General features: G+C 59.6%; 22 protein-coding genes. 5 read left to right on the top strand and 17 right to left on the bottom strand.

Going from position 1 to position 24,096, the window contains the following annotated elements; translation table 11 throughout:
* Nucleotides 1-227: 227 nt before the first annotated feature.
* Nucleotides 228-1,055, bottom strand: coding sequence for a TatD family hydrolase (locus Q8R10_RS15890; protein WP_305654825.1), 828 nt, complete (start codon nt 1,053-1,055; stop codon nt 228-230).
* Nucleotides 1,056-1,322: 267 nt separating this feature from the next.
* On the opposite strand from Q8R10_RS15890, the gene Q8R10_RS15885 reads away from it, so the two are divergent.
* Both Q8R10_RS15885 and Q8R10_RS15880 read left to right on the top strand, forming a co-directional pair.
* Complete coding sequence (locus tag Q8R10_RS15885; RefSeq protein ID WP_305654824.1) at nt 1,323-2,732, top strand: transglycosylase SLT domain-containing protein; 1,410 nt, start codon at nt 1,323-1,325, stop codon at nt 2,730-2,732.
* Between the two features lie 100 nt (nt 2,733-2,832).
* Nucleotides 2,833-3,267: a DoxX family protein gene (locus Q8R10_RS15880; protein ID WP_305654823.1), complete on the top strand. Its 435-nt coding sequence runs from the start codon at nt 2,833-2,835 to the stop codon at nt 3,265-3,267.
* Between the two features lie 51 nt (nt 3,268-3,318).
* Here the strand turns inward: Q8R10_RS15880 and Q8R10_RS15875 are convergent, their stop codons facing one another.
* From Q8R10_RS15875 to Q8R10_RS15865, 3 genes are all read right to left on the bottom strand, one after another.
* On the bottom strand, nt 3,319-4,353 hold the full coding sequence (locus Q8R10_RS15875) for a lipase secretion chaperone (RefSeq protein ID WP_305654822.1): 1,035 nt from the start codon (nt 4,351-4,353) through the stop codon (nt 3,319-3,321).
* Nucleotides 4,354-4,401: 48 nt separating this feature from the next.
* Nucleotides 4,402-5,334 (bottom strand): triacylglycerol lipase, encoded by a 933-nt coding sequence (locus Q8R10_RS15870; protein WP_305654821.1) that lies wholly within the window; start codon nt 5,332-5,334, stop codon nt 4,402-4,404.
* 361 nt (nt 5,335-5,695) lie between these two features.
* A complete protein-coding gene (locus Q8R10_RS15865) occupies nt 5,696-6,310 on the bottom strand; it encodes a hypothetical protein (protein ID WP_305654820.1) in 615 nt (204 codons plus the stop codon).
* Nucleotides 6,311-6,700: 390 nt separating this feature from the next.
* Here Q8R10_RS15865 and Q8R10_RS15860 point away from each other — a divergent pair, with 390 nt between their 5' ends.
* Nucleotides 6,701-7,531 carry an undecaprenyl-diphosphate phosphatase gene (locus Q8R10_RS15860; protein ID WP_305654819.1) on the top strand — a complete coding sequence of 277 codons (831 nt, stop codon included), beginning with the start codon at nt 6,701-6,703 and terminating at the stop codon, nt 7,529-7,531.
* 9 nt (nt 7,532-7,540) lie between these two features.
* Nucleotides 7,541-7,996 carry a DUF1294 domain-containing protein gene (locus Q8R10_RS15855; protein WP_305654818.1) on the top strand — a complete coding sequence of 152 codons (456 nt, stop codon included), beginning with the start codon at nt 7,541-7,543 and terminating at the stop codon, nt 7,994-7,996.
* On the opposite strand, the gene Q8R10_RS15850 is transcribed toward Q8R10_RS15855, so the two are convergent.
* From Q8R10_RS15850 to Q8R10_RS15830, 5 genes are all read right to left on the bottom strand, one after another.
* Nucleotides 7,990-8,340, bottom strand: coding sequence for an MmcQ/YjbR family DNA-binding protein (locus Q8R10_RS15850; protein ID WP_305654817.1), 351 nt, complete (start codon nt 8,338-8,340; stop codon nt 7,990-7,992). The two genes, Q8R10_RS15855 and Q8R10_RS15850, sit on opposite strands and share 7 nt — an antisense overlap.
* A gap of 121 nt (nt 8,341-8,461) precedes the next feature.
* Nucleotides 8,462-10,048 carry an ABC-F family ATPase gene (locus tag Q8R10_RS15845; protein ID WP_305654816.1) on the bottom strand — a complete coding sequence of 529 codons (1,587 nt, stop codon included), beginning with the start codon at nt 10,046-10,048 and terminating at the stop codon, nt 8,462-8,464.
* Nucleotides 10,049-10,122: 74 nt separating this feature from the next.
* Nucleotides 10,123-10,287, bottom strand: coding sequence for a hypothetical protein (locus Q8R10_RS15840; protein WP_305654815.1), 165 nt, complete (start codon nt 10,285-10,287; stop codon nt 10,123-10,125).
* 56 nt (nt 10,288-10,343) lie between these two features.
* Complete coding sequence (sph, locus tag Q8R10_RS15835) at nt 10,344-11,858, bottom strand: sphingomyelin phosphodiesterase (RefSeq protein WP_305654814.1); 1,515 nt, start codon at nt 11,856-11,858, stop codon at nt 10,344-10,346.
* A 302-nt stretch (nt 11,859-12,160) separates the two neighbouring features.
* A complete protein-coding gene (locus Q8R10_RS15830) occupies nt 12,161-12,439 on the bottom strand; it encodes a peptidylprolyl isomerase (RefSeq protein ID WP_305654813.1) in 279 nt (92 codons plus the stop codon).
* Nucleotides 12,440-12,588: 149 nt separating this feature from the next.
* Between Q8R10_RS15830 and Q8R10_RS15825 the strand changes: the two genes are divergently transcribed.
* Nucleotides 12,589-13,815, top strand: coding sequence for a PilT/PilU family type 4a pilus ATPase (locus tag Q8R10_RS15825; protein WP_305654812.1), 1,227 nt, complete (start codon nt 12,589-12,591; stop codon nt 13,813-13,815).
* Here the strand turns inward: Q8R10_RS15825 and Q8R10_RS15820 are convergent.
* The 8 genes from Q8R10_RS15820 to Q8R10_RS15785 form a co-directional block, all read right to left on the bottom strand.
* Nucleotides 13,812-14,207, bottom strand: a complete 396-nt coding sequence (locus Q8R10_RS15820; RefSeq protein ID WP_305654811.1) for a hypothetical protein — start codon at nt 14,205-14,207, stop codon at nt 13,812-13,814. The two genes, Q8R10_RS15825 and Q8R10_RS15820, sit on opposite strands and share 4 nt — an antisense overlap.
* 60 nt (nt 14,208-14,267) lie before the next feature.
* On the bottom strand, nt 14,268-16,223 hold the full coding sequence (locus Q8R10_RS15815) for an acetoacetate--CoA ligase (RefSeq protein WP_305654810.1): 1,956 nt from the start codon (nt 16,221-16,223) through the stop codon (nt 14,268-14,270).
* Nucleotides 16,224-16,289: 66 nt separating this feature from the next.
* Nucleotides 16,290-17,060, bottom strand: a complete 771-nt coding sequence (locus tag Q8R10_RS15810) for a 3-hydroxybutyrate dehydrogenase (protein ID WP_305654809.1) — start codon at nt 17,058-17,060, stop codon at nt 16,290-16,292.
* Between the two features lie 65 nt (nt 17,061-17,125).
* Entirely contained in the window at nt 17,126-18,517 is a 1,392-nt protein-coding gene (locus Q8R10_RS15805) for a GntP family permease (RefSeq protein ID WP_305654808.1), read from the bottom strand.
* A gap of 297 nt (nt 18,518-18,814) precedes the next feature.
* Nucleotides 18,815-20,245, bottom strand: coding sequence for a sigma-54-dependent Fis family transcriptional regulator (locus Q8R10_RS15800; protein WP_305654807.1), 1,431 nt, complete (start codon nt 20,243-20,245; stop codon nt 18,815-18,817).
* Nucleotides 20,246-20,287: 42 nt separating this feature from the next.
* Nucleotides 20,288-21,184, bottom strand: a complete 897-nt coding sequence (locus tag Q8R10_RS15795; RefSeq protein WP_305654806.1) for a hydroxymethylglutaryl-CoA lyase — start codon at nt 21,182-21,184, stop codon at nt 20,288-20,290.
* 121 nt (nt 21,185-21,305) lie between these two features.
* Complete coding sequence (locus Q8R10_RS15790; RefSeq protein WP_305654805.1) at nt 21,306-23,279, bottom strand: acetyl/propionyl/methylcrotonyl-CoA carboxylase subunit alpha; 1,974 nt, start codon at nt 23,277-23,279, stop codon at nt 21,306-21,308.
* Entirely contained in the window at nt 23,279-24,076 is a 798-nt protein-coding gene (locus Q8R10_RS15785) for a gamma-carboxygeranoyl-CoA hydratase (RefSeq protein ID WP_305654804.1), read from the bottom strand. Before Q8R10_RS15785 ends, Q8R10_RS15790 begins: the two co-directional genes overlap by 1 nt.
* Nucleotides 24,077-24,096: the final 20 nt, after the last annotated feature.

Raw genomic sequence — 24,096 nt, 5'->3', positions numbered from 1 at the left:
TACAACACCAGCAATAACAGGGTGACGCAAGCCACCGCATTGACGGCCCAAAACTTGTATTTCAGTGACAAATCACTCAACCAGGAAGCCATGATGATCCTTTGATTAACCCGTGAATAAAACTGCCAACTGGCAAAGTGCCGCCATTGTTCTACAGCGCGCAACTTGAGTTGTTGACGGGTATCAATAGCGGCGCGGTGAGGTTAACGGCTGAGCGTTGGCCGGCTTTAGTCGGTATCAGTAATAACCGCGTCGATACTCGGCAGCTTGAAGAACAATCTGGCGCAGGCGCTGGTTTGCTCGGCCAGCAGTTCTAGGCTGACTTCACGGTGCAGGGCCACTTCGCGCAGTACCTCGGACAAATAGGCCGGCTCATTTTGCCCGCCCTTGGGTTTTGGCCGCAGGCTGCGGGGCAATAGATAAGGCGCATCGCTTTCGAGCATCAAGCGGCTGCTGGGGATCTCGCGCAGCAGCGGATGCAGGTGACTGCCGCGACGTTCGTCGCAGACCCAGCCGGTGATGCCGATGTGTAAATCCAGATCGAGGTAGTTAAACAACGCGCGTTTTTCCCCGGTGAAGCAGTGCACCACGGCTGCCGGCAGTTGATCGCGAAACTCGCGCACAATCGCCAGCAGCCGCTGGTCGGCGTCACGCTCATGTAAAAACACCGGCAGTTGCAACTCAACCGCCAGCGCAAGCTGCTGCTCCAGGACTTTCTCTTGCAGCGGGCGCGGGGCGATGTCGCGATTAAAATCCAGCCCACACTCACCGACGGCGCGGCAGCGGGGCTGCTTGAGCAGACTATGCAACTGCCGTGCAGTATCGGCATTCCAGCTGCTGGCATCATGGGGGTGCACCCCGACGGTGGCGAACAGTCGCGCAGCTTCTGGGTCCAATTGCTCGCACAGTTGCAGGGCTTGTTCGCTGCCTGGCAGGCTGGTGCTGGTCAGCACCAATTGGCATACGCCGGCGTCGAATGCGCGCTGCAGCACGGCCTCGCAGCGGTTGGCAAAGCTTGGGTGGGTCAGATTGACGCCAATGTCGATGAGCTGCATGGTGAACCCTCAGTAACCAGCCGGGCAGCATAACAGGCCGGGTTAACACTGCGGCACGCGGCCCTGTGGCCCTCTAGTAATACTCGGTAAAATATCAATAAATTGTTAATTAACAAATAGTTATGGGTATTTTTTAATGTGCTTGTGAAGCATGCGCTGGCGCACGGCCAGCCGCTGTGCGAACCTCCGCGCCCCGTTTTAGTAAGCCCTCAACCGCCTGCGGGTACTATTGCTGGCCAGTGTTTGCTGGCAGAGTTTGGAGAATCGATGCGCCGACGGCTGTTGATCTGTCTATTGGCCTTATTGCCGTTGTCGGCCAGTGCGCGCATGGCTGAGTCGCTGCGCGTTGATAAAAGTGCGGTGCCCGCCCATGATCTGGCCGAGATTCGCAGCACTGGCGTGTTACGCGTGCTGATCAATCAAAATCGCAACAGTTCAGCAATCGTTAAAGGCCAGGCGGTGGGCACTGAGCAACAACGGCTGCGGGCGTTCGAGCAGTATTTGAATCGCGACAACAGCCGCAAGCTCAGTATCAAATTAATCCCCAAAGCGAAAAATCAATTGTTACCGGCGTTATTGCGCGGCGAAGGTGATTTAGTCGTGCCCGGTGAGTTGCTTAACCCAAGCAAAGATCAAACGGTTAGCGCCAGCCGGGCGCTGCATGCGCAGGTGCCGCTGGTGCTGGTGAGCGCTAAGGGCGCACGGCGCTATTTGCGCCTGCAGCAATTAGCCGGCCGCAGCCTGACGCTGGCCCAAGGCAGTGCGGCCGATGAGGCGGTCCGCCAGGTTAATCAGCAGTTGGCCGAGCGTCAGTTGGCGCCGATTTTAATTGAGTGGGCCGACCCCAGCTTGGCGGTTGAAGATGTGCTGGAGATGGTCCAGGCCGGTGTCTACCCGCTGACGGCGGTGGAGCTGCCGATTGCCGAGCGCTGGGCCAAGGTCATGCCCAAGCTGCGCATCGACCGCCATCTGCAGCTGGATAACCGCAGCGATATGCAGTGGTACTTATCGCGCCAGGCGCCGATGCTTGGCGCGACCCTTGAGCGTTTTTTGCAAAGCTATGTCAGCCCGGCGGATCAGGATGCGGCCTTTTTGCGGGTTAATCGCCGTGCCTATAGGGTGCATAACCCCTTGGCCCGCGCTGATCGGCAAAAGCTGGAAAAACTGCGCCCGCTGTTGCAACGCCACGCCTCGCAAAACAACTTCGACTGGTTGAGTTTGGCCGCGCTGGCCTATAAAGAATCTTCGTTTAATCCGCGGGCCCGCAGTGGCAATGCCCCCAGCGGCTTGATGCAAATTACTGCCAGCGCCGCGCAAAGCGTCGGGGTGAGCAATAGGCAGACCCTGGAGGGCAATGTACAGGCGGGAGCCAAATACATGAGCATGCTGCGCCGGCGTTTTTTTGCCAGCCCACAAATTGCCGAATCTGAACGTTTGGCCTTTGTGCTGGCGGCCTACAACATGGGCCCGGAGCGGGTGCAAGGCCTACGCGCCGAGGCGCGACGGCGCGGTTTGAACCCCAATCAATGGTTTTTTCAGGTCGAGCGGGTGGCGATGGAACAGGTCGGTATGGGGGTGGTCGGCTATGTCAGCAGCGTCAACAAGTACCAGCTTGCCTTTGCTCGCGAGCGAGCGAGCCTTGAACGATCTAAATCGCCGGCTAAAGTCGCAAAATAATCAGATTATTCGATTGGTTTTATCCGTAATTTGCGATTTTTAATATCTGATAATTCGTTAATATGACAACCACAAATTACTGACCTCAAGGACTATCGCCATGCGTGCACTGCTCAACAGCCTTCTTAGAACTCAAGCCGGTTATGGCGTCAGCCTCTTGCGAGTGGTTACCGGCCTGACGTTTATGGCCCACGGTTCGCAAAAGCTGTTTGGCTGGTTTGGTGGCTACGGCTTGGCCGGTGTCGCCCAGTGGATGGAAAGTATCGGCATTACCCCTGGCTACCTGATGGCCGCCTTGGCTGGCAGTGCCGAGTTCTTTGGTGGGTTGGCGTTGGTGGTGGGTTTGCTGGTGCGTCCGGCAGCCGTTTCGTTGCTGATTGCGATGCTGGTGGCGATCATTAGCGTGCACTGGGCCAATGGCTTTTTCATTACCGAAAGCGGCTTCGAATACGCCATGATCCTGGGCTTGATCAGTGCCGTGATACTGATCGAAGGCGCCGGCAAGTTGTCGTTGGATCGGCGTATCGCCGGCTAATCCGCGCCGCTGCCCACAACGCCCAGCCAACAGTGTTGGGCGTTGTGCTGTTTACTGCGGCGTTTTTTGGCTGCTGGCGAGTTCAGCGCTGGCGGCTAAACGCAAACGCTCTTGCGGATTGAACTGTTCATTGCTCAGGCGATTAACGGCAGCATTCTTATCCGCCGTGGTTAACCCCGGATTCGCTTGGATGGCGGCGGCGGCTTGCTGGTAGCTGCTCAGTCGCTGCTGCCAGTTCTGCCGCTGCTGATCGAGGCTGGCCAGCCGATTGGCCGCCTGCGTGCCGACTAATTGCTGACGCAGTTGCTGGATTTGCTCCGGGCTAGCACCGGCGGCCTGCAGTTGGGCGGTTTGTGCGCGTAATTCGCTGTGCAATTGCGGCAACACGCTGGCTTGCAGCTCTTCTGGCAAGTTATTGCGCAGTTTGTCGATGGCCAGGCCTTTAGCCGCAGCGTCGAGCTTTGGGTCTTGCTGCACGGCCAAACGGGCAAGGGTGAACTGGTTGTAACCTTCCTCACTGGCAAAAAAAGCCTGATGGGCCTCGGGGCTGAATAACCGGGCGCGCAAAGCTTGTACGGCGCGCTCGCGCAGGCTTAGGCCGTCCAGGCTGCTCAGCTGTGGCAGGTCGCGTTCAAGCTGCAGCAATTGACGTTTGTAGTCGAGGTATTGCGTCAGCAGTTCGCGCGCTTGGCCCTGCGCTGGTTGCTGCAGTTGTGCGCCTATATAAGCCTCCAGGCGCGCCAAGGTTACCGGCAAGCTGTCTTCACCGAGGGCGGTGAGGAAGTAGTCAAAAATTTGCACGATGTCGCGGGTGATCAGCAGATTGCCGGCTGGGTCGACGCTGAATGTCCCATCCACCTGAGTGCCGTTAAAAGACGCCGGCATGGCCGTTGGTTGCTGCTTGGTTTGCCTGGCTGCGGTCTGCGCCACGGAGTTGTTTGGAGTCTTGCTTAGGTTGGCGGCGTTGCTCGGCGGGGCGGCGTTTTGTTGTGCTGGCTGCGCTGTGGGCAGCGGCTCTGCGAGGTAAAACAGCAGCGCAGCGCCACTGACAAGCAACGGTGGCAATAACCAGATGGCTTTTTTCACGCAAAATTCTCACTAGAGCCCGCAGCGCTAACCGCTGCGGGCGCGGGGTTACAGGCTGGCGTTTTTCAGCCGATTGGCGTGTTGGCGATAGACGCTGACGGGGCTGGTTTCAAACAGGCTGGTGAGCCCTAACGTCTGATTCACCTCGTCGAGGTGGTTCATCCGGTAGTTGTCGCGAATCACCTTGCCAAGGTGCGAGCTGCAACGCCCGACCAAGCCGTCATTAGCCTCACCTTTGAAGGTCAGCGAGCCTGCGCCAGTCAGCAAGTCAGTCGGATCAAGGAAGTTGGTCAACGGACTGGTGCCACTCCATGAGTAGTAACTGATGCCATTTACCCGGTAAGCGCCTTCACCGCAGGCGCTGGTTGGAACCCCTTGCGGGAACTTCGCATTGAAGCTTGCCGCCCCGACGCTGTTAAGCGACGCCAGGGCGCCCAAGGCATTTTGCGGTGAGCTGCTGGGGTTGCTGGACAGCAGGTTAATCACACTGGCCAGCGCATTGGTAATGCCCGCCAGCACGGCTTCACCGGCCGAACCTGGTGGCACATTGCGGATAAAATCGGCAACCGCCGAGCCTTTGTGGGGTGAGCCGATGCTGGTAATCGAGGCCACCAGATCGGGACGTACCGCGGCGACATAACGGATGGTCGGGCCGCCATGGCTGTGGCCGAGCAAGTTAACTTTACTCTGCCCGCTGATAGCGACAATTTCCTCAACCTGGGCCAGCAACTCTTCGCCGCGCGCCTCGGAGGTGTTGAGTTGGCTGACTTGGGTGACGTAGACCTTGGCGCCATCACGGCGCAAGGTTGCGGGTATGCCGTACCAGTAATCAACACCGAGCAGTTTGTCGAAACCCAGCATGCCGTGGGTCAGCACAATTGGGTACTTGGTTTGGGTGTAGCCGGTGGCGGCGTTGGCTTGGGCCGCTACGGCCAGGCAGGAAGCAATGCAAAGTGCGAGCAGCGTTTTATTGTTGTTCATTGGCGCTCTCATCGTTGACGGTTAGCGGTGGTTAACTCCTTGTTGGCTAATGCGCTGTTCCTCAGCGCCTACTGCAGCGCAACGGACAACGCACAATGCATGCCATAACCCCGCTCAAAGCCGCGCAGGCACTGGGGTTGCGGGTCTTCGCAGGCTTACATTTGTGCACTGAAATTAACTTAGGCGCGGCTTGTTACCCCAGGAAACCCAAGCGGCGCATAAGGCTGGGGTGTGCGCTCATTGATCTGCTGAATAAATTGCCAGGTAGAGGGCGAAACCAGCCGAAAGGAGGGCTTGGCGGGGTTGCAACTTGAGCCGCCAGGGAGGGCGCAGCAAACCCCGATGGACGCTATGCAGCGCCTTAACAGATCAGGCTGTCGGCTTGCCGGTAAAGCAATAACAGCTTGCGGGTAATGCTCTGCTGGATATCGGCGCGCTCAAAACTGGAAAGCCGACTGAGCTTTTGCACCTGCAGGCGGTGCAAGTGGATATAGGGCATCTGCTGATCAAATTCGCGTAAATCGCCTTTCATCATGATCGGTAGAAAGTCGTCGCCGATTTTCTTCTGGTTGCTGATGATCTGCGCCAGGGCCTGCTTGAACGGCATGGTCTTGGGGCCGGGATGGCCATTTTTGATTTCGGTGGTCAGCAGCAAACCAGGCTTACCCATGACCAAGCCGGGTAATACGCAGAGCCCGGTCTTGCGGATGGCTGCCGACTCGATGCCGTGCAAGGTGTCGTGAAACGCATAGGGGTTAGGCAGCACCACCATCTTGCGGCCCATTTCGGTCGGAAAGTGCAGGTTGTAGTTGGTGTACAACTGGCTAACCGACTCGGAGTACACGCACAGGCGGTTTTCAAATAACTGAATAAAGCGCTCGGCCAACTCACGGCGGCCCATGCTGCCTAGATCCCAGATCAGATCCTGGTTCTGCGGCTTACTCAGATCGACTTCTTGATGTTCCATGCCGCTCATGCATTCCTCACTCAGGTAACTGTCAAAGCGTGTGATTAGTCGCTGATGGCAGCCAAGTGTGCCTACGTTTGTTCAACTTTAGGTTGACCGGCTAATCGCGCAACTACTTTGCGCAGGCCGCGGGGCCCGGTTGTCAGTTTGGTTGATATTGGCAGTCATGTGCGACTGTTTGAGCCAGTTTTATCCAGGAAGGTGGAAAATTAGCCTTATCGCCCGCTGAAAATCGCCGCGCGCGACGTTGCTAACGATCCTGGTCGTTAACGGATTAGCTATGAATAAAACTGTCATGGGGAACTTGCTACAATGCGCGACTCCTAACTAGCGGTTTTTACACAGAAAATCGCCGGTGCTGGATCAATCAAGATAATTTTTCTCACGCTTTGGATATATATGGATTTTTGGCTCGCGGTACAAACGTTATTGCTCGGTGTGGTTGAAGGCCTGACAGAATTTTTGCCGATTTCCAGTACGGGACACCAGATTATCGTCGCAGACTTAGTGGGTTTTGGCGGCGATAGAGCCATAGCCTTTAATATCATCATCCAGCTCGGCGCAATTTTGGCGGTGGTCTGGGAGTATCGGCGCAAGATCCTCGAGGTGGTCGTTGGCCTGCCCAAGCAGGCCGAGGCGCAGCGCTTTACCGGTAACCTGATCATCGCCGTACTGCCGGCCGTAGTGTTGGGTGTGGCCTTTGCCGATCTGATCCATGACTACCTGTTCAATCCCATCACCGTGGCCACCGCGCTGCTGGTGGGCGGGGTGATCATGCTCTGGGCCGAGCGGCGTCAACACCAGATCTGCGTTGAGACAGTCGAGCAAATGCGCTGGACGGACGCCCTCAAGGTCGGCTGTGTGCAGTGTTTGGCGATGATCCCTGGCACCTCACGCTCCGGTGCGACCATCATCGGCGGCCTGCTGTTTGGCCTGTCGCGTAAAGCGGCCACTGAGTTTTCGTTTTTTCTGGCGATGCCAACCATGGTCGGTGCGGCGCTGTATTCGGGCTACAAGTACCGTGAGTTTTTTCAAGCCAGCGACTTGCCGGTGTTTGCCTTAGGGTTTGTCACCGCCTTTGTGTTTGCCATGATTGCGGTGCGTGGCCTGCTTAAATTTATCGCCCAGCACAGCTATGTGGCCTTTGCCTGGTACCGAATTGGCTTCGGGCTGTTGATTCTGGCCACTTGGCAGTTTGGCTGGATTGACTGGGCTACGGCGCAAGGCTGATAACCCGGCATGGCACCCCGCGAGCCGGCACACGGCCGGCATCGTTTGCTACAAAGAACTGCGCCGGTACAGCATCTGCGATTTAAGCTGTTGCTGTTTGCCGGGTTGTGCGCCTTACCTCTTTATGGCGCCACACAGTTGTGGCTGAGTTATGGGGTGGTTTGGCCATTGGCGGCTTACGGGCTATTTAGCTTGGTTAGCTTCGCCCAGTACTGGCATGACAAGGCTCGCGCCCGGCAGGGCAATTGGCGTACGCCCGAGAGTACCCTGCAACTAACCGCGCTACTTGGTGGTTGGCCCGGTGCACTGCTGGCGCAACAAGTATTTCGCCACAAGACGCGCAAGCTCGCGTTTCAGCTGCCGTTTTGGCTGCTGGTGCTGGTGCATCAAGGGCTCTGGAGCTATTGGCTGTTTGCCGATGGCCCACTGGTTGGCGCCAAGTTGTTACGATTACTGGCTTATTGATCCAGTAGTAATCCAACTTGGCGGATTTTCGGCAGCTTGCGCACCACTAACTGATGGGAACGACGCAGCAACTGCTGCAACTCGGCCTCGCTGAGCGGGACTGGGATGGCCATGCTGATCCAGTGGGCGCGGGCCAGATAGGGGGCAGGGCGGATACCGGGGCGGTCGACAAGGCCGAGGAATAAATCGCTGTCGACCTTAAAGGCCAAGCCACCACCCATAAAATCGAGAATGGCGAACATCTTGTTGCCTGCTATGGAGAACACTCGATTACTGCCCCATTTAAGGTCTTCGCGGGTACCGGGCAGTTGCAGGCAAAACTGGGCGATGGATGCTGTGGACATTTCGATGCTCGGCAATGGCTAGCTGGCGTGGGCAGAGTTAAGCGTTAGCCTAAACTGCCACGGCACAAATAAAAACGCCCCGACAAGGCGGGGCGTTTTTAACCGGCTAGCTAAGCGTCGATCAGACGATCACGCCTTGGCTGCGCAGGTAGTCATCGTAGGTGCCGCTGAAGTCGATAATGCCGTTGGCCGACAGTTCGATGATGCGCGTTGCCAGAGAACCTACGAACTCACGGTCGTGGCTGACGAAAATCAGCGTGCCCGGGTAGTTTTCCAGCGCCAAGTTCAAGGCTTCGATGGATTCCATGTCCAAGTGGTTGGTCGGTTCATCCATGATCAGCACGTTAGGCTTTTGCAGGATCAGTTTGCCGAACAACATGCGGCCTTGTTCACCACCGGAGATGACTTTTACCGACTTGAGGATATCGTCGTTGCTGAACAGCATGCGCCCCAGCGTGCCGCGAATCACCTGTTCACCGGTGGTCCACTGACCCATCCAGTCGAATAAATTCAAGTCGTCTTCGAAATCGTGGGCGTGGTCCTGGGCGTAGTAACCGAGCTCCGCGCTTTCGGTCCATTTAACCGTACCGGCATCCGGGGTCAGTTCGCCGATCAAGGTCCGCAGCAGGGTGGTTTTACCAATACCGTTCGGGCCGATAATCGCCACGCGCTCGCCGGCTTCAACCTGGAAGCTGAAGTTCTTGAACAGGGCCTTGCCGTCGAAGCCCTTGGCCATTTTGTCGATCATTACGGCCTGGCGGTGCAGCTTTTTGTTCTGTTCAAAGCGAATGAACGGGCTAACACGGCTGGATGGCTTGACCTCGGCCAGTTGGATTTTGTCGATCTGCTTGGCGCGCGAAGATGCCTGCTTGGACTTCGAAGCGTTAGCCGAGAAGCGGCTAACGAAGTTTTGCAGTTCGTTGATTTGCGCTTTTTTCTTGGCGTTGTCCGACAGCAATTGCTCGCGCGATTGGGTCGCGGCCGTCATGTACTCGTCGTAGTTGCCCGGGAATAGGCGCAGCTCGCAGTAATCCAAGTCAGCCATGTGGGTGCACACGCTGTTAAGGAAGTGACGGTCGTGGGAAATGATGATCATGGTGCTGTTGCGCTGGGTGAGGATGTTTTCCAGCCAGCGAATGGTGTTGATGTCCAAGTGGTTGGTCGGTTCGTCCAGCAGCAGCACTTCTGGATTAGAGAACAGTGCCTGCGCCAGCAATACGCGCAACTTCCAGCCCGGCGCTACTTCGCTCATCGGGCCGAAATGCTGCTCCAACGGAATACCCAGACCGAGCAGCAACTCACCGGCGCGGGACTCGGCGGTGTAGCCGTCCATTTCAGCGAACTCACCTTCGAGTTCGCCGACCTTCATGCCGTCTTCTTCACTCATTTCTGCCAGCGAGTAGATACGGTCGCGCTCGGCTTTGACCTTCCACAGCTCTTCGTGACCCATGATCACGGTGTCGATCACGGTGAATTCTTCATAGGCGAACTGGTCCTGGCGCAACTTACCCAAGCGCACGTTCGGCTCCAGCATCACCTGGCCGCCGGACGGTTCCAGATCGTCGCCGAGGATCTTCATAAAAGTGGATTTGCCACAGCCGTTAGCGCCGATCAGGCCGTAACGATTGCCACCGCCGAACTTGACGGAGACGTTCTCGAACAGGGGCTTGGCCCCGAATTGCATGGTGATATTGGCGGTGGAAATCACGAATCAGATCCAGAAAGCGAGCGCGCGAGCGCGAAAGGGGCGCGATTGTACCGGGTTGTGTCCTCTAGTGTTAGTCAGACTGCTGGATGGTGTGCGGTTAGGCCATACATGCGATGGCGATGAGCACGCCCGGTCACAGAAAGTGCTGGGTTGCCCAGACGCTTAAGTGCAGCGCCCTGGCCGCGCAAGCTCAGCACCCAGTCGGGCATGCCGCCAGTGGTGCTGAGCTTGCGGTGCATCAGCATGCACCGCAAGGAAGGGCGGCGGCGCCTCCCCTCAGATTAAGGCTATTGGTCTAATAGCGCAGCAGGCTGCTCCAGTCCGCATAAATTGGCGCGCGGCGAAACACCACGCGAAACTGCTCGGCGCTGCCTGGTGTGCTGCTCCATAGGTACAGGTGATCTTTCCAGCTGCCGGATGCCCAATGCTGCAGGTAGTAATCGCTGCCACGCACGGTGTCGCGGTCGAGAAAACGTACCGAGTCGCCATCTTTCAGGCAGGCGCTGCTGTTAACCAACTCAATGCGCAGCTGGTTGGAGGAGTCATTGGCCTTCATGTAATAGGCGTAATTGCCAGAGCCGCCACCCAGCCACCAATTTAGCCAGTAGCCTGGATGGCGACGGGATTCGACCTCCACATAGTCGCCGCTGCGAATGCAGAAACTGTCCGGGTAATACCAATTGCGCAGACTGAACAGGCTCTCGGGTTCATTGCCAGTGCCGTTGATTTTCACCCAGTCGTTAGCCGTGTTGGCGCCCGCGCGCAAGGTTTTGCCGGTGCTGGTGCTTTGCAGCAACACTTCGCCATAAAGGTTTTGTTGCGGCTTGCTGGCGCGGGTTGGCGTACTGCTATCGGCCCGGCTAAAGCCGGCTACTGGCGAGTGGTCGGAATAATCCTGGAACTGCCAGGTAGCCCCGGCCAGGGTGGCGCTCCAGCGCGGTGCGGGCGTGTCCAGAGCCTGGTTGTGCCAGAAGGGCAACTGCCGGTGATTACGCGAAACGAAGATGTAATCCAAATACTCCGGGGCATGGTTGGGGTATTGATAGTTGGCCAGACCGTTGCGGCGGGTGTCGTAGGTCGTGTCACTCCCGGCATAGCTATCTGGAGCGCTGACCTGCAGGCGTTCGAGCATGTCGCGGTATTCGTTGCTGTCCTTGATGACATTGAAGTCGCCGCCGATGAATACCACCTGATCGGCAGGAATGCCCTTGGCACTGAGAAAACCTTGCAGTTCGCTGAACTGACTGGCCCGCACGGCGCCGCCTTTGCCATCCGGGCAGCCGGTATCGGCTGCCTGGGCATGGGTGCCGATGACGTGCACGAGCTGACCATTACGGTTCAGCCGGGCGTAGACGAAGCCCTTGTTGGACAGGTAATCCGCGCCGCAGCCCTGGCTGTAAACGTACTGAATACGTTGCTCGATCGGCCAGCGGCTAACGATGGCCACACCACCATCTTCAGGGGTGCTGTCGGAGTAGGCCCCGAGGGTGGCATCCCAGCCGCTGCGGCTGCGGCCCAATACCCCGGTCTGGTGGGGGTAGTCAGTTTTCAGCCCGTCCAACAACAGGGCTGAAGCCGTGTTGTCGAATACTTCATTGAGAATTACCGCATCCTGGCCTTTGATGTAACTGGCCTGGGCGATCAGCGCAGCGCGCTGCTCTTGGCCCCAGCCGGGCTTTATCGAGGTGGGCAGCATGAACACGTTATGGGCCAGCAGCTTGAACTCGTCGCTGGGGTTGGCTTGGCTGGCTGCGGACCAAAGCAGGGGGAGTAGGGTCAGGCTGAGAAGTGGAATAAGTGGACGACGCACGGGCAAGCCTCCAATGATTGGGAGTAGCAGTCTGCCCAACGGCGGGTTGGCTCGATAATGATCGAAAGGCGTGTGGACTAGACCATGTCGTCGGAATTATCCGGGCTGCCGGTTACATCTAGGTTACCAATGTGTATTAAGGCCTCAGCTATGGACCAGGCTTGCTGAACTCATGGCGTGCGTATCAGCGCGGTAGCCCAACTGCAGGGTTAGGCCAGGTACGTCGGCTGCCTGACGGATAAGGGCAGGGCGTAAATCCGCTCGCTCTCCCACGCACAGCGGCAAGGCCGCGTAACACGACCTTAATCGCGGTAAAACACCTGCACCAGGTGGTAACCGAACGCCGATTTCACCGGGCCGTGAATCTCGCGCACGGCTTTTTTGAAAATGATCTGATCAATGACATGGACCATTTGTCCGGGGCGCACCTCCCCAAGATCACCGCCGCGTTTGCCGGACGGGCAGGTGGAGTGTTTTTTTGCCAGCACATCGAAGGCTTCGCCTTTGGCAATGCGCGCCTTTAGCGATGCGGCTTCTGCCTCGGTCTTGACCAAAATATGCCGCGCCATTGCTTTGGCCATGCTCGGGCCCTCCTGAAAATGGCCGCCATTGTGCCAGTAATTGGCGCCAATGCACGGTCAGGCGACCAGCGCCGTGGCACGCTCAGGGCCGTCACGGTCAGTCAATTTGGCCTAAAGTAGTTAGCTAACTGTTTGAAGGAAACCTGTCCATGGACCTCACCGCACTGCTGAAAACCCTCGCCAGTCAGGATGGTTCAGACCTGTATCTGGCCACCGGCGCGCCGCCCTGTGCCAAGTTTAACGGGGTGCTCAAGCCGCTGTCGGCCGAGATCTTGAAGCCTGGCGAGGTGACCGAGATTGCCAATTCGATCATGGATGGGGCCCAGCGCGAGGAGTTTGAGCGCGAGCTGGAAATGAACCTGGCGATTTCCATTCCAAGCGTCGGGCGCTTTCGCATCAATATCTTCAAACAGCGCAATGAAGTGTCGATTGTGGCGCGCAATATCAAGATGGAAATTCCCACCTTTGAGGACCTCAAGCTGCCAGAGGTCTTACTCAAGACGATCATGGAGAAACGCGGCCTGGTGCTGTTTGTCGGTGGCACCGGTTCGGGCAAGTCCACCTCCCTGGCGGCGCTGATCGATTACCGTAACCGCAACAGCGGTGGCCATATCATCACCATCGAAGACCCGATCGAGTACGTGCACCGGCACAAGAAATCCATCATCAATCAGCGCGAAGTGGGGGTGGATACCCGCAGCTTTCACGCCGCCTTGAAGAACACCCTGCGCCAGGCGCCGGACGTGATTTTGATCGGCGAAATCCGCGACCGCGAGACCATGGAGCATGCGCTGGCGTTTGCCGACACCGGGCACTTGGCGATTTCCACCCTGCACGCCAATAACGCCAACCAGGCCCTGGACCGCATCATCAACTTCTTCCCGGAGGAGCGCCGTCCGCAACTGCTCAACGACCTGGGCAACAACCTCAAGGCCTTCGTTTCTCAGCGCCTGGTGAAAACCATCGACGGCAAGCGTCGAGCAGCGGTAGAGGTACTGCTGGGCACGCCGACCATTCGCGATCTGATCAAGCGCAGCGACCTTTCCGAGATCAAGGAAATCATGGAAAAGTCCCGCAACCTGGGCATGCAGACCTTCGATCAGGCGCTGATCGAACTGGTCAATGAAGGGGCCATCGACGAGGAGGAAGCGGTTAAAAACGCCGACTCGGCGAATAATGTGCGACTAAAACTCAAGCTCTACCGCGAAACCCCTGCAGCCAAAGTGGCGCCAACGGCGGCCTCGCCGACTGCGGAGTCTGCCCCAGTTGCCAGCCCCGCCAAAACCACTGAAACGCCGGCCTGGGGACTTGAGCTGAAGCTGGAAGAGATCGAAAAAGAGCAGCCACCAGAAGACCCCGGCCGCCACGGCATCTAGCGGGCGACCTCTGAAGTGCCTGGGTGCGGGCTAAAGGTTTGCAACAGCAGGGTCAGGCCGACAAAGCCCAAGCAACAGCCCAGGCACAGCAACGCCTCACTCAGGTGCGGCGGCACTATCAGGTAGAAGCCTTTGCCCTTGATCAGGGCGGCAAAACTCGACACGCCGAAGGGCATCAAATACAGCCGCAGGGTTTGCCAGGCATTGCTCCTGGATGGCCGCTGGCCGACGCTCAGCAGCAGACCGCTGCCGATCAGCGCGCTAATCCCTAAGGAGTTAAGCCATAGCGCAGGGGCCGGATCGAAGTACAGCCACAGCGTGCACAGATACCACAGCAAATAACACCAGAGCACCAGGCTGGCCGGTTTTAGTGCGCGTAAATAATCCAGCATCGCCAGCTCCAGAATCCAGGGGCAGCCCCGAGTTCATGAAGCCAGCACAAAGCTTGCCAATCAGCTTTGCAGTTCAGGCAAATCGCCAAACAACGCCAACGCCTGGGGATTGGCCAAGGCGTCGGTGTTCTTCACCGGCTGGCGGTGCACCACGTTGCGCACTGCCAGTTCGACTATCTTGCCGCTGATGGTGCGCGGGATATCCGTCACCGCGATGATCTTGGCCGGCACATGGCGAGGAGTGGTGTTGGCGCGGATCACTTGGCGAATTTCAGCCTGCAGCGCTTCGCTTAGTTCGATGCCCTCGCGCAGGCGCACGAACAGCACCACCCGCACGTCGTCGTCCCACTCCTGGCCGATGGCGATGGACTCCAGCACCGCTTCGATTTTTTCCACCTGGCGATAGATTTCGGCCGTGCCGATGCGCACGCCACCGGGATTGAGCACCGCATCGGAGCGGCCGTGAATCAGCAGTCCGCCGTGTTCGGTAATCTCTGCATAGTCGCCATGGGCCCAGATGCCGGGAAAGGTCTGAAAGTAGGCGGCGTGGAATTTCTCACCCTGCGGGTCGTGCCAGAAACCTATGGGCATCGCCGGGAAATGCCGGGTGCAGACCAGTTCGCCTTTCTCGCCCAGCACTGGCTGGCCGGCGTCGTTCCACACCTGTACATCCATCCCCAAGCCCTTGCACTGCAACTCACCGCGCCAGACCGGCAATACGGGATTGCCCAAGGCGAAGCAGGACACTATGTCGGTGCCGCCAGAGATTGATGACAGGCACAGATCGCTTTTGATCTCGCGATACACGTAATCAAAACTCTCGTGGGACAGCGGCGAGCCGGTGGAGAGAATCGCCTTCAACCGTGTCAGTTGGTGGGTGCTGCCTGGCTTGGCGCCGGCTTTCTCTAGCGCTGCCAGGTACTTGGCACTGGTGCCGAAGATGGAGATGGATTCGGCATCGATCAGGTCGATCAGCCGCTCGGGGCCTGGGTGGAACGGCGAGCCGTCGAACAGCACCAGGCTCGCGCCTAGGGCCAGGCCTGAGACCAGCCAGTTCCACATCATCCAGCCGCAGGTGCTGTAGTAGAACAGGCAGTCATCGGCGGTCAGATCGGTGTGCAAGCCCAGTTCCTTAACGTGTTGCAGCAAGGTGCCGCCAACGCCGTGGACGATGCACTTGGGCACCCCGGTGGTGCCGCTGGAATAGAGGATATACAGCGGCTGCTCGAAGGGCACTTGAACGAACTCAGGTTCACCGCCCGCTTGGTAGAAGTCGTCCCACAGCGCGACCTTGGCCTGGGTTTGGTAATCGCCTATCTGCGCCTCTTGGCGGGCGTAAGGCACCACGATCAATTGGGTCAGGGACGGCAGGCGAGCGAGGATTTCATTGAGTTTGCCGGTCAGGTCGATGTTCTTGCCGGCATAGCGATAACCGCCGCAGGCAATCAGTACCTTGGGCTCGATCTGGCCGAAGCGGTCGATCACGCCCTGGGTGCCAAAATCTGGCGAGCAGCTCGACCAGGTGGCGCCGAGGCTGGCGGTGGCGAGCATGCCCACCACTGTCTGCCAGGTGTTGGGCATAAAGGCCGCAACCCGGTCACCGAGGCCAACACCGAGAACCTTGAGTTGCTGTTGCAGGCCGGCGACATGGGCAGCGAGTTCGACGTAACTTAGCTGCTCGCGTGAGCCGTCTTCGCCAATGGCGACTAGAGCCGGATGGGCATCGCGGCGACGCAGCAAGTGTTCGGCAAAATTCAACGTGGCGCCGGGGAACCAGTGGGCGCTGGGCATGGCCGGGGCTTCTTGCAGCACGGCCTGCGCTGGCTGGCTGAAACGAATCTCGAAGAACTCGGCTATGGCCTGCCAAAAGCATTCACGCTCGGCCACGCTCCAGGCATGCAGGGCCGGGTAGTCGCTCAGCGTCAGCTGTTGGCGCTGATTAACGAAGCGCCGAAATGCATCCATACGGGTGGCGGCGATGCGGGTCGCAGAGGGAGTCCAGAGCGGTTGGGTCATGGCAGGGTCCTGAAAACGAGTAATTATTATGAGTGGCCGAGCAGCGGTAAATTCAGTTGCCGAAGCTCACTGCGCGAGCCAGCCGCCATCGACGTTCCAGGCCGCGCCGCGCACCTGGCTGGCGGCCTCGCTGCAGAGAAACAGGCACAGCTCCCCGAGCTGATCGGGGCTGACAAACTCCAGCGAGGGTTGTTTCTCGGCCAGCAGTTCGCGCCGGGCGCGCTCTTGATCGCCATCGCTCAGCGCCCGCTGGTCGATCTGTTGCTGCACCAGCGGCGTTAGCACCCAGCCGGGGCAGAGCGCATTGCAGGTGATATTGGTGCTGGCGGTTTCCAGGGCCACCACCTTGGTCAGGCCGATCACGCCGTGCTTGGCGGCGACATAGGCGGCTTTGTTCACCGAGCCGACCAGGCCGTGCACCGAGGCGATATTGATAATCCGCCCCCAGCCACGGGCGCGCATGCCCGGCAGCACCAGGCGGCTGGCATGGAACACCGCCGACAGGTTAATGGCGATGATCGAATCCCAACGCTCCAGCGGAAACTCTTCGATGGGCGCCACATGCTGGATGCCGGCGTTGTTGACCAAAATATCGATGCCACCAAATTCGCGGCGGCCGTAGCTGATCATCTCGGCGATTTGCGCAGGATCGGCAACGTCCGCCGGGTGATGGCCGACCTTGCCGCCATATTTGGCCACCTCAGCCAGCGCTGTGCTGACATCGCCAAAGCCATTGAGGATCAGATTGGCGCCGGCCTTGGCGAGGCTCAGGGCGATGCCTAAACCAATGCCGCTGGTTGAGCCGGTGACCAGTACGGTTTTGCCTTGCAGACTCATAAAACTCTCCTTGCTCGCGTCTGGCCCGGAGCGCATCCGGGCTACGCACAAAAAAACGATCAGGGTTAAACGATACCTGTGGCGTAGAAAACGCCGATCACCACGAACACCGCCAAGGTCTTGATCAGAGTGATGCCAAAAATATCCTTGTAGGCCTCGCGGTGGGTCAGGCCGGTAACCGCCAGCAGGGTGATCACCGCACCGTTGTGCGGCAGGGTGTCCATCCCGCCACTGGCCATCGAGGCCACGCGGTGCAGCACTTCCAGCGGGATATTGGCGGCGTTGGCAGCGCTGATAAAGGTTTCAGACATGGCCGCCAGGGCGATGCTCATGCCGCCGGAGGCCGAGCCGGTGATGCCGGCCAGCAGGGTGACGGTGACGGCTTCGTTGACCAGCGGATTGGGGATGTTTTTAAGCCCGTCGGCCAGCACCAAAAAGCCTGGCAGGGAGGCGATCACCGCGCCGAAGCCGTACTCCGAGGCGGTGTTCATTGCCGCCAACAGCGCGCCACTGACCGCCGTTTTAGTGCCCTCGGCCAGCTTGTCGCGAATCGCGCTAAAGCCACACACCAGCACCAGTAAAATCCCCAGCAGCAGCGCCGCCTGCACCGCCCAGATGCCGGTCAGCTTGCTGATTTCGAGCTGTACTGGCGCGGTCATGCCGGCCAGTTGCAGGCTGTGGGTCTTGCCATACAGCGCCGGAATCCAATGGGTGAACAGCAGGTTGGCGACGCCGACCAGAATCAGCGGTGAAACCGCCAGCCAAGGGCTGGGCAGCTTGATGTCGGCGGCGGTTTCCGGCTCGCAGCGCAGGTCAGTGCCATAGCCTTCACCGGCGCTCTGGGCTTTGCGCAACTGCCGGCGCAGATACAGCATGCCGAGGCTGAACACAAACAAACTGCCGATCAGCCCCAGCCAGGGTGCGGCCCAGGCGTTGGTATTAAAAAACGTGGTGGGAATGATGTTCTGAATCTGCGGGGTGCCGGGCAATGCGTCCATGGTGAAGGAGAACGCGCCGAGGGCGATGGTGGCCGGGATTAAACGCTTGGGAATGTCGCTCTGGCGGAACATCTCGGCGGCAAAGGGATAGACCGCAAACACCACCACAAACAACGAGACGCCGCCGTAGGTGAGCAGCGCGCAGACCAGCACTATCACCAGCATGGCCTGGCTGGTGCCGAGCAGGCGGATCGCCGCGGCGACTATCGAACGGGAGAAACCGGACAGTTCAATCAGCTTGCCAAACACCGCGCCGAGCAAAAACACCGGGAAGTAGAGTTTGATAAAGCCGACCATCTTCTCCATAAACACCCCGGTAAAAGCCGGGGCGACTGCGGCGGGATCAGTCAACAGCACGGCGCCAAGCGCGGCGATGGGGGCGAACAGAATGACGCTGTAGCCGCGATAGGCGGCCAGCATCAGCAGGGCGAGGGCGGCTAAGGCGATGATTACACTCATAGAGTGGCTCCTGACGCTGCTTCAAGGCGAATAAGGACTTTGCCGTGGGTGTCCTTGGGTGAATCGCCATGTGCAGGCATTTGTTGTTGTTTTCGGCGGCGCGGGTAGCGCTGGGAACACTTAGCTAGTTTTGTGCCAACAAAATAAAGCATTGATTTATAAGACTTTTATTGAAGTTCAGCGCTGTGACTTAGGTTTTGTTTCTCGATTTTGAGACGCTGAGTGCGATTCGATTCGCCAATGCCGCTATTTTCGGGGTCTGCCTGGTTGTCTCTATTTAGAGATAACGTCTCGCTTTCAAGAGATTATGCCCAGCGCCGTCATTTTCTTGTACAGGGTCGAGCGGCCCAAACCCAGGCGTTGGGCGGCGATGCCGACATTGCCTGCCGCCGCACTGAGGGTTGCGCTGATCAGTTGGCGCTCGAAATTTTCTCGGGCCGCATGCAAGGTTTCACCAGTGGCCAGCGTTGCAAGCGTCATCTGCTGCGGCAGTTCTGGAACCGCTTGCAGGGTGCCGATCGCCGTCTGCAAGGCCTCCAGGCTGATCAGGCAGTCGTCGCTGTGCAGGGCGGCGCGTTCCAGCACGTTGCGCAGTTCGCGGATATTGCCCGGCCAGCTGTGCCGGGCGAGCAGGGCCAAGGCGCTGGCATCCAGTTCGTGGGGTGTGTGGCCGGTACTGAGCTGCAACTCATCGAGAATCGCCTCACAGAGTGCCGGCAAGTCGGCGAGTCGCTCGCGCAATGGCGGCACCTGAATCGGCAAGACATTCAACCGATAGAATAAGTCGGCGCGAAAGCTGCCGCGCTGCACGGCAGCGGCCAGATCGGTCGAGGTGGCGGCGAGCAAACGCACGTCGCTGCGGATCACCTGATTGGAGCCAACCGGTTCGAATTCTTTTTCCTGCAAGACCCGCAGCAGCTTGCTTTGCAGTGGCAGCGGCATGTCGCCGATTTCATCCAGAAACAAGCTGCCGCCTTGGGCAATTTGCAGCTTGCCGGGGCGGCCCTTGGGATCGGCGCCGGTGAACGCGCCGGGGGCGGTGCCGAAGAATTCGGCCTCCAGCAGCGCCTCGGGAATCGCCGCGCAATTAACGCTGACGAAGGCCTTGTGCGCCCGTGGCGAGGCGCTGTGGATGGCGTGGGCCAGCAGTTCTTTGCCGGTGCCGGTTTCGCCCAGCAGGAGGATCGGCGAGTCGGTGCTGGCGCTGCGCCGCGCCCGGCGCTTGACCTCCAGGCTTGGCGCGCTGGTGCCGATAAAGTTGGCGAAGCTGTATTTGGCCTGGCGTGCCTGCAAAATCGAGCGGGTCGCGGCCAGCTCCTCCTGCATGCTCAGGTAGCGGGTCAGCAGCGGTGAGAGCGAGCGGAGTTCGTCGAACAGGGCAAAACCTATGGCGCCGATAACTTCACCGGCAGCGTCGTGAATCGGTAGTCGCATCACCACCAGCGGGTCATTCGGCGTGTCGAGCATATCCAGCAGAATCGGTTGGCCGCTGCTGACCACTTCGCGCAACAGGCTGCCAGGAATTACGCTCTCACAGGGCTGGCCGATAGCCGCCTCGGCATTCGGTAGGCCGAACCGCCGGGCATAGCGTTCGTTCATCCAGACGATCCGCGCCTCGCGGTCGACGATGATCGTGCCTTCACTGGATTGCTCGACGATCTCGAACAGCGAACGGATCGCCAGCAGGCGCACGCGCTGGTAATCCTTGAGGCTTTCGACGTCGTTCATAGCGGTTCCTGATTGGTAACTCGGCGCAATCCTGCTTGGCGATTAAGCCAGACGGGCCCTGGCCACCCGTGAGCCATTTTCGCGGCCTAGCACTCGGCAGATACCTTGTCCGGCGCTCACCAATAGATCCAGATCGATGCCGGTGTGAATGCCCAAACCATTGAGCAAATAGAGCACGTCTTCGCTGGCCACATTACCGCTGGCGCCCTTGGCGTAGGGGCAGCCACCGAGGCCGGCGACCGAACTGTCGAACACGCTGATGCCCTCCAGCAAGCTGGCGTAGATATTCGCCAGGGCCTGGCCGTAGGTGTCGTGAAAGTGCCCGGCCAGTTGTGGACGCGGGATGTCGCGGCCGACCACTTCGAACAGGTTGCGGGTGTTGCCGGCGGTGCCGGTGCCGATGGTGTCGCCCAGCGAGACCTCATAGCAGCCCATGGCGAACAGCTCCTTGGCCACCGCCGCCACTTGCGCGGCCGGCACTTCGCCCTGATAAGGGCAGCCGAGCACGCAGGAGACGTAACCGCGCACCCGCACGCCGTGCTGCTGGGCGGCGGCCATGACCGGTACGAAACGGGCCAGGCTGTCGCTGATCGAGCAGTTGAGGTTCTTCTGCGAGAAGGCCTCGCTTGCTGCGGCAAACACCGCGACCTCTTTGACTCCGGCGGTCAGTGCGGCTTCGAAGCCCTGCAGGTTCGGTGTTAATGCGGCATAGGTGACGCCGGCGCGCTGCTGGATCTGTGCAAACACCTCGCTCGATCCCGCCATCTGCGGCACCCACTTGGGCGAAACGAAGCTGCCGACTTCTATATAACCGAGGCCGGCGGCAGTCAGGTCGTCGACCAGCCGCACCTTGTCGGCGACGCTGATCGGTTGTTTCTCGTTTTGTAAGCCATCACGCGGGCCGACTTCGACCAGGCGCACCTGTTGGGGTAGGTTCATGTTTGTTCCTTGGTTGTTCGGTCTTGGCGATGGAGCCTTATGCTCAGCAGCATGGGTATCGCTGCGCTCAACCCATCCTACGGCAGACACGGGTAGGATGGGTTGAGCAGAGCGATACCCATCAAAGGGCCTCTTCCAACTCCACCAACGTCGTGCCTTCGCTGACCAACTCGCCTTCGCCACAGTACAGCGCCTTGACGATACCTGCATGGGGCGCGCGGATGCTGTGCTCCATCTTCATCGCCTCCAGCACCACCAACGGGTTGCCGGCCTCGACGGCCTGACCCACTTCGACCAGCACCCGCACTATGCTGCCATTCATGGGGGCGGTCAGGCCGCCTTGATGGCTGTGGCTGGCCTCGACCTCGGCAATCGGGTCGACCCGGCGCACTTCACGCAGTTCGCCGGCCCATTCGATAAACAGCGCGTTGCCCCGGCGCAGGGCCGGATGGCTGGTCAGCTGTTCAGCCTGCTGGTGATAGATGCGCTCACCCTTGAGCCGGTAGCTAGACTCGCCACCCTCGCGCTGCAGTCGCAGCCAGTGGCGTTGGCCCTGACAGCTCAGGTGCAGGCTGACTTGCTGGGCCGTCACTGAACGCCAGCCAGAGTTGTTGCTCCAGGGCGAATGGGCGTCATCGCTACGGGTGTGGGCCGCTTCGCTCTGCACCATGGCCTCGCCGGCCAGTTGCCAAAACTCGGCCGGCAATGGACTCACCGATGGCAGCAACTGGGCCTGATGGCGCGGGATAAAACCGGTGTCCAGCTCGCCGGCGGCGAAGCTCGGATGGGCCAACACGCGCTTGAGAAAGCCCAGATTGGTCTTGAAACCACCCACTGCGGTTTCTTCCAGCATGGCCAGCAGGCGCAGGCGCGCTTCTTCACGGGTCTCGCCCCAGGCAATCAGCTTGGCCAGCATCGGATCGTAGAAGGGCGAGACGCTGTCGCCTTCGACTATGCCGCTGTCGACCCGCCGCCCCGGTCCGGCCGCCGGTTCCTGATAGAGATGCAGGATGCCGCTGGCCGGCATAAAGTCTTGCTCGGTGTCTTCGGCATACAGCCGCACTTCGATGGCATGGCCCATCAGCGGCACCTGCGCCTGCGTGATCGGCAGCGGCTCGCCACGGGCCACGCGGATTTGCCAGGCGACCAGATCAAGGCCGGTAATCGCCTCGGTGACCGGGTGCTCGACCTGCAGGCGGGTGTTCATCTCCATAAAGAAGAACTGGCCACGGGCATCCAGCAGAAACTCGACGGTGCCGGCACCGACATAGCCGATGGCCTGGGCGGCCTTGACTGCGGCTTCGCCCATGGCCCGCCGTAGTTCAGGACTCAAACCTGGTGCCGGGGCTTCTTCGACCACCTTCTGATGGCGGCGTTGGATCGAGCAGTCGCGCTCATGCAGGTACAGGCAATTGCCGTGCTGGTCGGCGAATACCTGGATCTCGACATGGCGCGGCTGCAGCACGTATTTTTCCACCAGCATGCGTGAGTCACCGAACGCCGATTGGGCTTCGCGCTGGGCCGACTCGAGGGCCTCACTCAGTTGCGCTTCGGCCTCGACCACCTTCATGCCCTTGCCGCCGCCACCGGCCGCGGCTTTCAGCAGCACCGGATAACCGATCACGGCAGAGGCGGCGCGGAAGGTTTCCAGGTCCTGGGCCTCGCCGTGGTAGCCGGGCACCAGCGGCACCGCCGCCAGTTCCATCAGTGCCTTAGCGGCGGACTTGCTGGCCATGGCATCCATGGCGCTGGCCGGCGGGCCGAGAAACAGCAGGCCGGCGGCCTCAACGGCGCGGGCGAAGGCGGCGTTTTCCGAGAGAAAACCGTAGCCTGGGTGAATTGCCTGGGCGCCGCTGGCTTTGGCCGCGGCGATAATTTTGTCACCCAACAGGTAGCTGTCGGCCGGCTTGGCGCCACCCAGGTCGATGGCCATATCGGCTTCGCGCACATGCCGGGCCTGGCGGTCGATGCCGCTGTGCACGGCCACGGTCTTGATGCCCAGCTCTTTGGCGGTGCGCATCACCCGGCAGGCGATTTCGCCGCGGTTGGCGATCAGCAAGGTGCTGATGCTTTTAAATTCGGTGGGCGCAGTCATTATTCGTGCTCCTGCCAGGCGGCTTTGCGCTTATCCAGAAAAGCCCGCAGGCCTTCCTGGCCCTCGGCACTGATGCGGATGCGGGCGATGGCGGTTTCGGTGTGACGACGCAGGGCTGGGGTCAGCTCGCCAGCGCCAACTTCGTTGAACAGCGCCTTGCAGGCCACCAAGGCTTGCGGGCCGTTGAGCAGCAAATTAGCGATCCAACGTTCGGCTTGGGTTTCGAGATTTTCGGCGGCATAGGCTTCGCTGAGCAAGCCCAACTGCGCCGCTTTTTGGCCGTCGAAACGTTCGGCAGTCAGTGAATAGCGCCGCGCCGCACGGGCGCCCATGGCCTTGACCACGAAGGGACTGATGGTCGCGGGCATCAGGCCGATGCGTACCTCGGACAGGCTGAACTGGGCGTTGTCGGCACCTATGGCCATGTCGCAGCAACTGACCAGACCGACGCCGCCGCCAAACACTGCACCGTGCACCACCGCCAGGGTGGGTTTTTTCAGCTGATAGAGGTTGTACAACAGTTCTGCCAAGGCGCGGGCGTCGTTGAGGTTGCCGTTGAAGTCCAGCTCTGCGGCTTGCTGCATCCAGGCCAGATCACCGCCGGCGCAGAAGTGCTTGCCGCGACCGCGCAAGACCAGCAGGCGCACATCCGGGTTGCCACCGACTTCGTCCAGGGCCAAGAGCAATTCGCCGATGGTGGCGCTGTCGAAGGCGTTGTTCTTTTCCGGGCGGTTCAGCCACAGGGTGGCGATGCCGCGTGGGTCGATTTCCAGCTGGATGTTTTGGTAGTCGGTCATGGTGTCAGGCTCTAAAAGCG

Origin of the sequence: Pseudomonas sp. (assembly GCF_030698175.1) — a bacterium.
Lineage (GTDB): Bacteria > Pseudomonadota > Gammaproteobacteria > Pseudomonadales > Pseudomonadaceae > Aquipseudomonas.
Note: the sequence above shows the minus strand (reverse complement) of the source record. Positions and strands in the feature narration are given on the sequence as shown.

Coding starts and splice junctions, on each gene's coding strand:
- Q8R10_RS15825 (WP_305654812.1), top strand. CDS start 12,589: ATGGACCTCACCGCACTGCTGAAAACCCTCGCCAGTCAGGATGGTTCA.
- Q8R10_RS15870 (WP_305654821.1), bottom strand. CDS start 5,334: ATGAACAACAATAAAACGCTGCTCGCACTTTGCATTGCTTCCTGCCTG.
- Q8R10_RS15890 (WP_305654825.1), bottom strand. CDS start 1,055: ATGCAGCTCATCGACATTGGCGTCAATCTGACCCACCCAAGCTTTGCC.
- Q8R10_RS15785 (WP_305654804.1), bottom strand. CDS start 24,076: ATGACCGACTACCAAAACATCCAGCTGGAAATCGACCCACGCGGCATC.
- Q8R10_RS15840 (WP_305654815.1), bottom strand. CDS start 10,287: ATGCACCGCAAGCTCAGCACCACTGGCGGCATGCCCGACTGGGTGCTG.
- Q8R10_RS15805 (WP_305654808.1), bottom strand. CDS start 18,517: ATGAGTGTAATCATCGCCTTAGCCGCCCTCGCCCTGCTGATGCTGGCC.
- Q8R10_RS15795 (WP_305654806.1), bottom strand. CDS start 21,184: ATGAACCTACCCCAACAGGTGCGCCTGGTCGAAGTCGGCCCGCGTGAT.
- Q8R10_RS15830 (WP_305654813.1), bottom strand. CDS start 12,439: ATGGCCAAAGCAATGGCGCGGCATATTTTGGTCAAGACCGAGGCAGAA.
- Q8R10_RS15855 (WP_305654818.1), top strand. CDS start 7,541: ATGGCACCCCGCGAGCCGGCACACGGCCGGCATCGTTTGCTACAAAGA.
- Q8R10_RS15815 (WP_305654810.1), bottom strand. CDS start 16,223: ATGACCCAACCGCTCTGGACTCCCTCTGCGACCCGCATCGCCGCCACC.
- Q8R10_RS15865 (WP_305654820.1), bottom strand. CDS start 6,310: ATGAGCGGCATGGAACATCAAGAAGTCGATCTGAGTAAGCCGCAGAAC.
- Q8R10_RS15885 (WP_305654824.1), top strand. CDS start 1,323: ATGCGCCGACGGCTGTTGATCTGTCTATTGGCCTTATTGCCGTTGTCG.
- Q8R10_RS15850 (WP_305654817.1), bottom strand. CDS start 8,340: ATGTCCACAGCATCCATCGCCCAGTTTTGCCTGCAACTGCCCGGTACC.
- Q8R10_RS15790 (WP_305654805.1), bottom strand. CDS start 23,279: ATGACTGCGCCCACCGAATTTAAAAGCATCAGCACCTTGCTGATCGCC.
- Q8R10_RS15800 (WP_305654807.1), bottom strand. CDS start 20,245: ATGAACGACGTCGAAAGCCTCAAGGATTACCAGCGCGTGCGCCTGCTG.
- Q8R10_RS15860 (WP_305654819.1), top strand. CDS start 6,701: ATGGATTTTTGGCTCGCGGTACAAACGTTATTGCTCGGTGTGGTTGAA.
- Q8R10_RS15810 (WP_305654809.1), bottom strand. CDS start 17,060: ATGAGTCTGCAAGGCAAAACCGTACTGGTCACCGGCTCAACCAGCGGC.
- Q8R10_RS15880 (WP_305654823.1), top strand. CDS start 2,833: ATGCGTGCACTGCTCAACAGCCTTCTTAGAACTCAAGCCGGTTATGGC.
- Q8R10_RS15820 (WP_305654811.1), bottom strand. CDS start 14,207: ATGCTGGATTATTTACGCGCACTAAAACCGGCCAGCCTGGTGCTCTGG.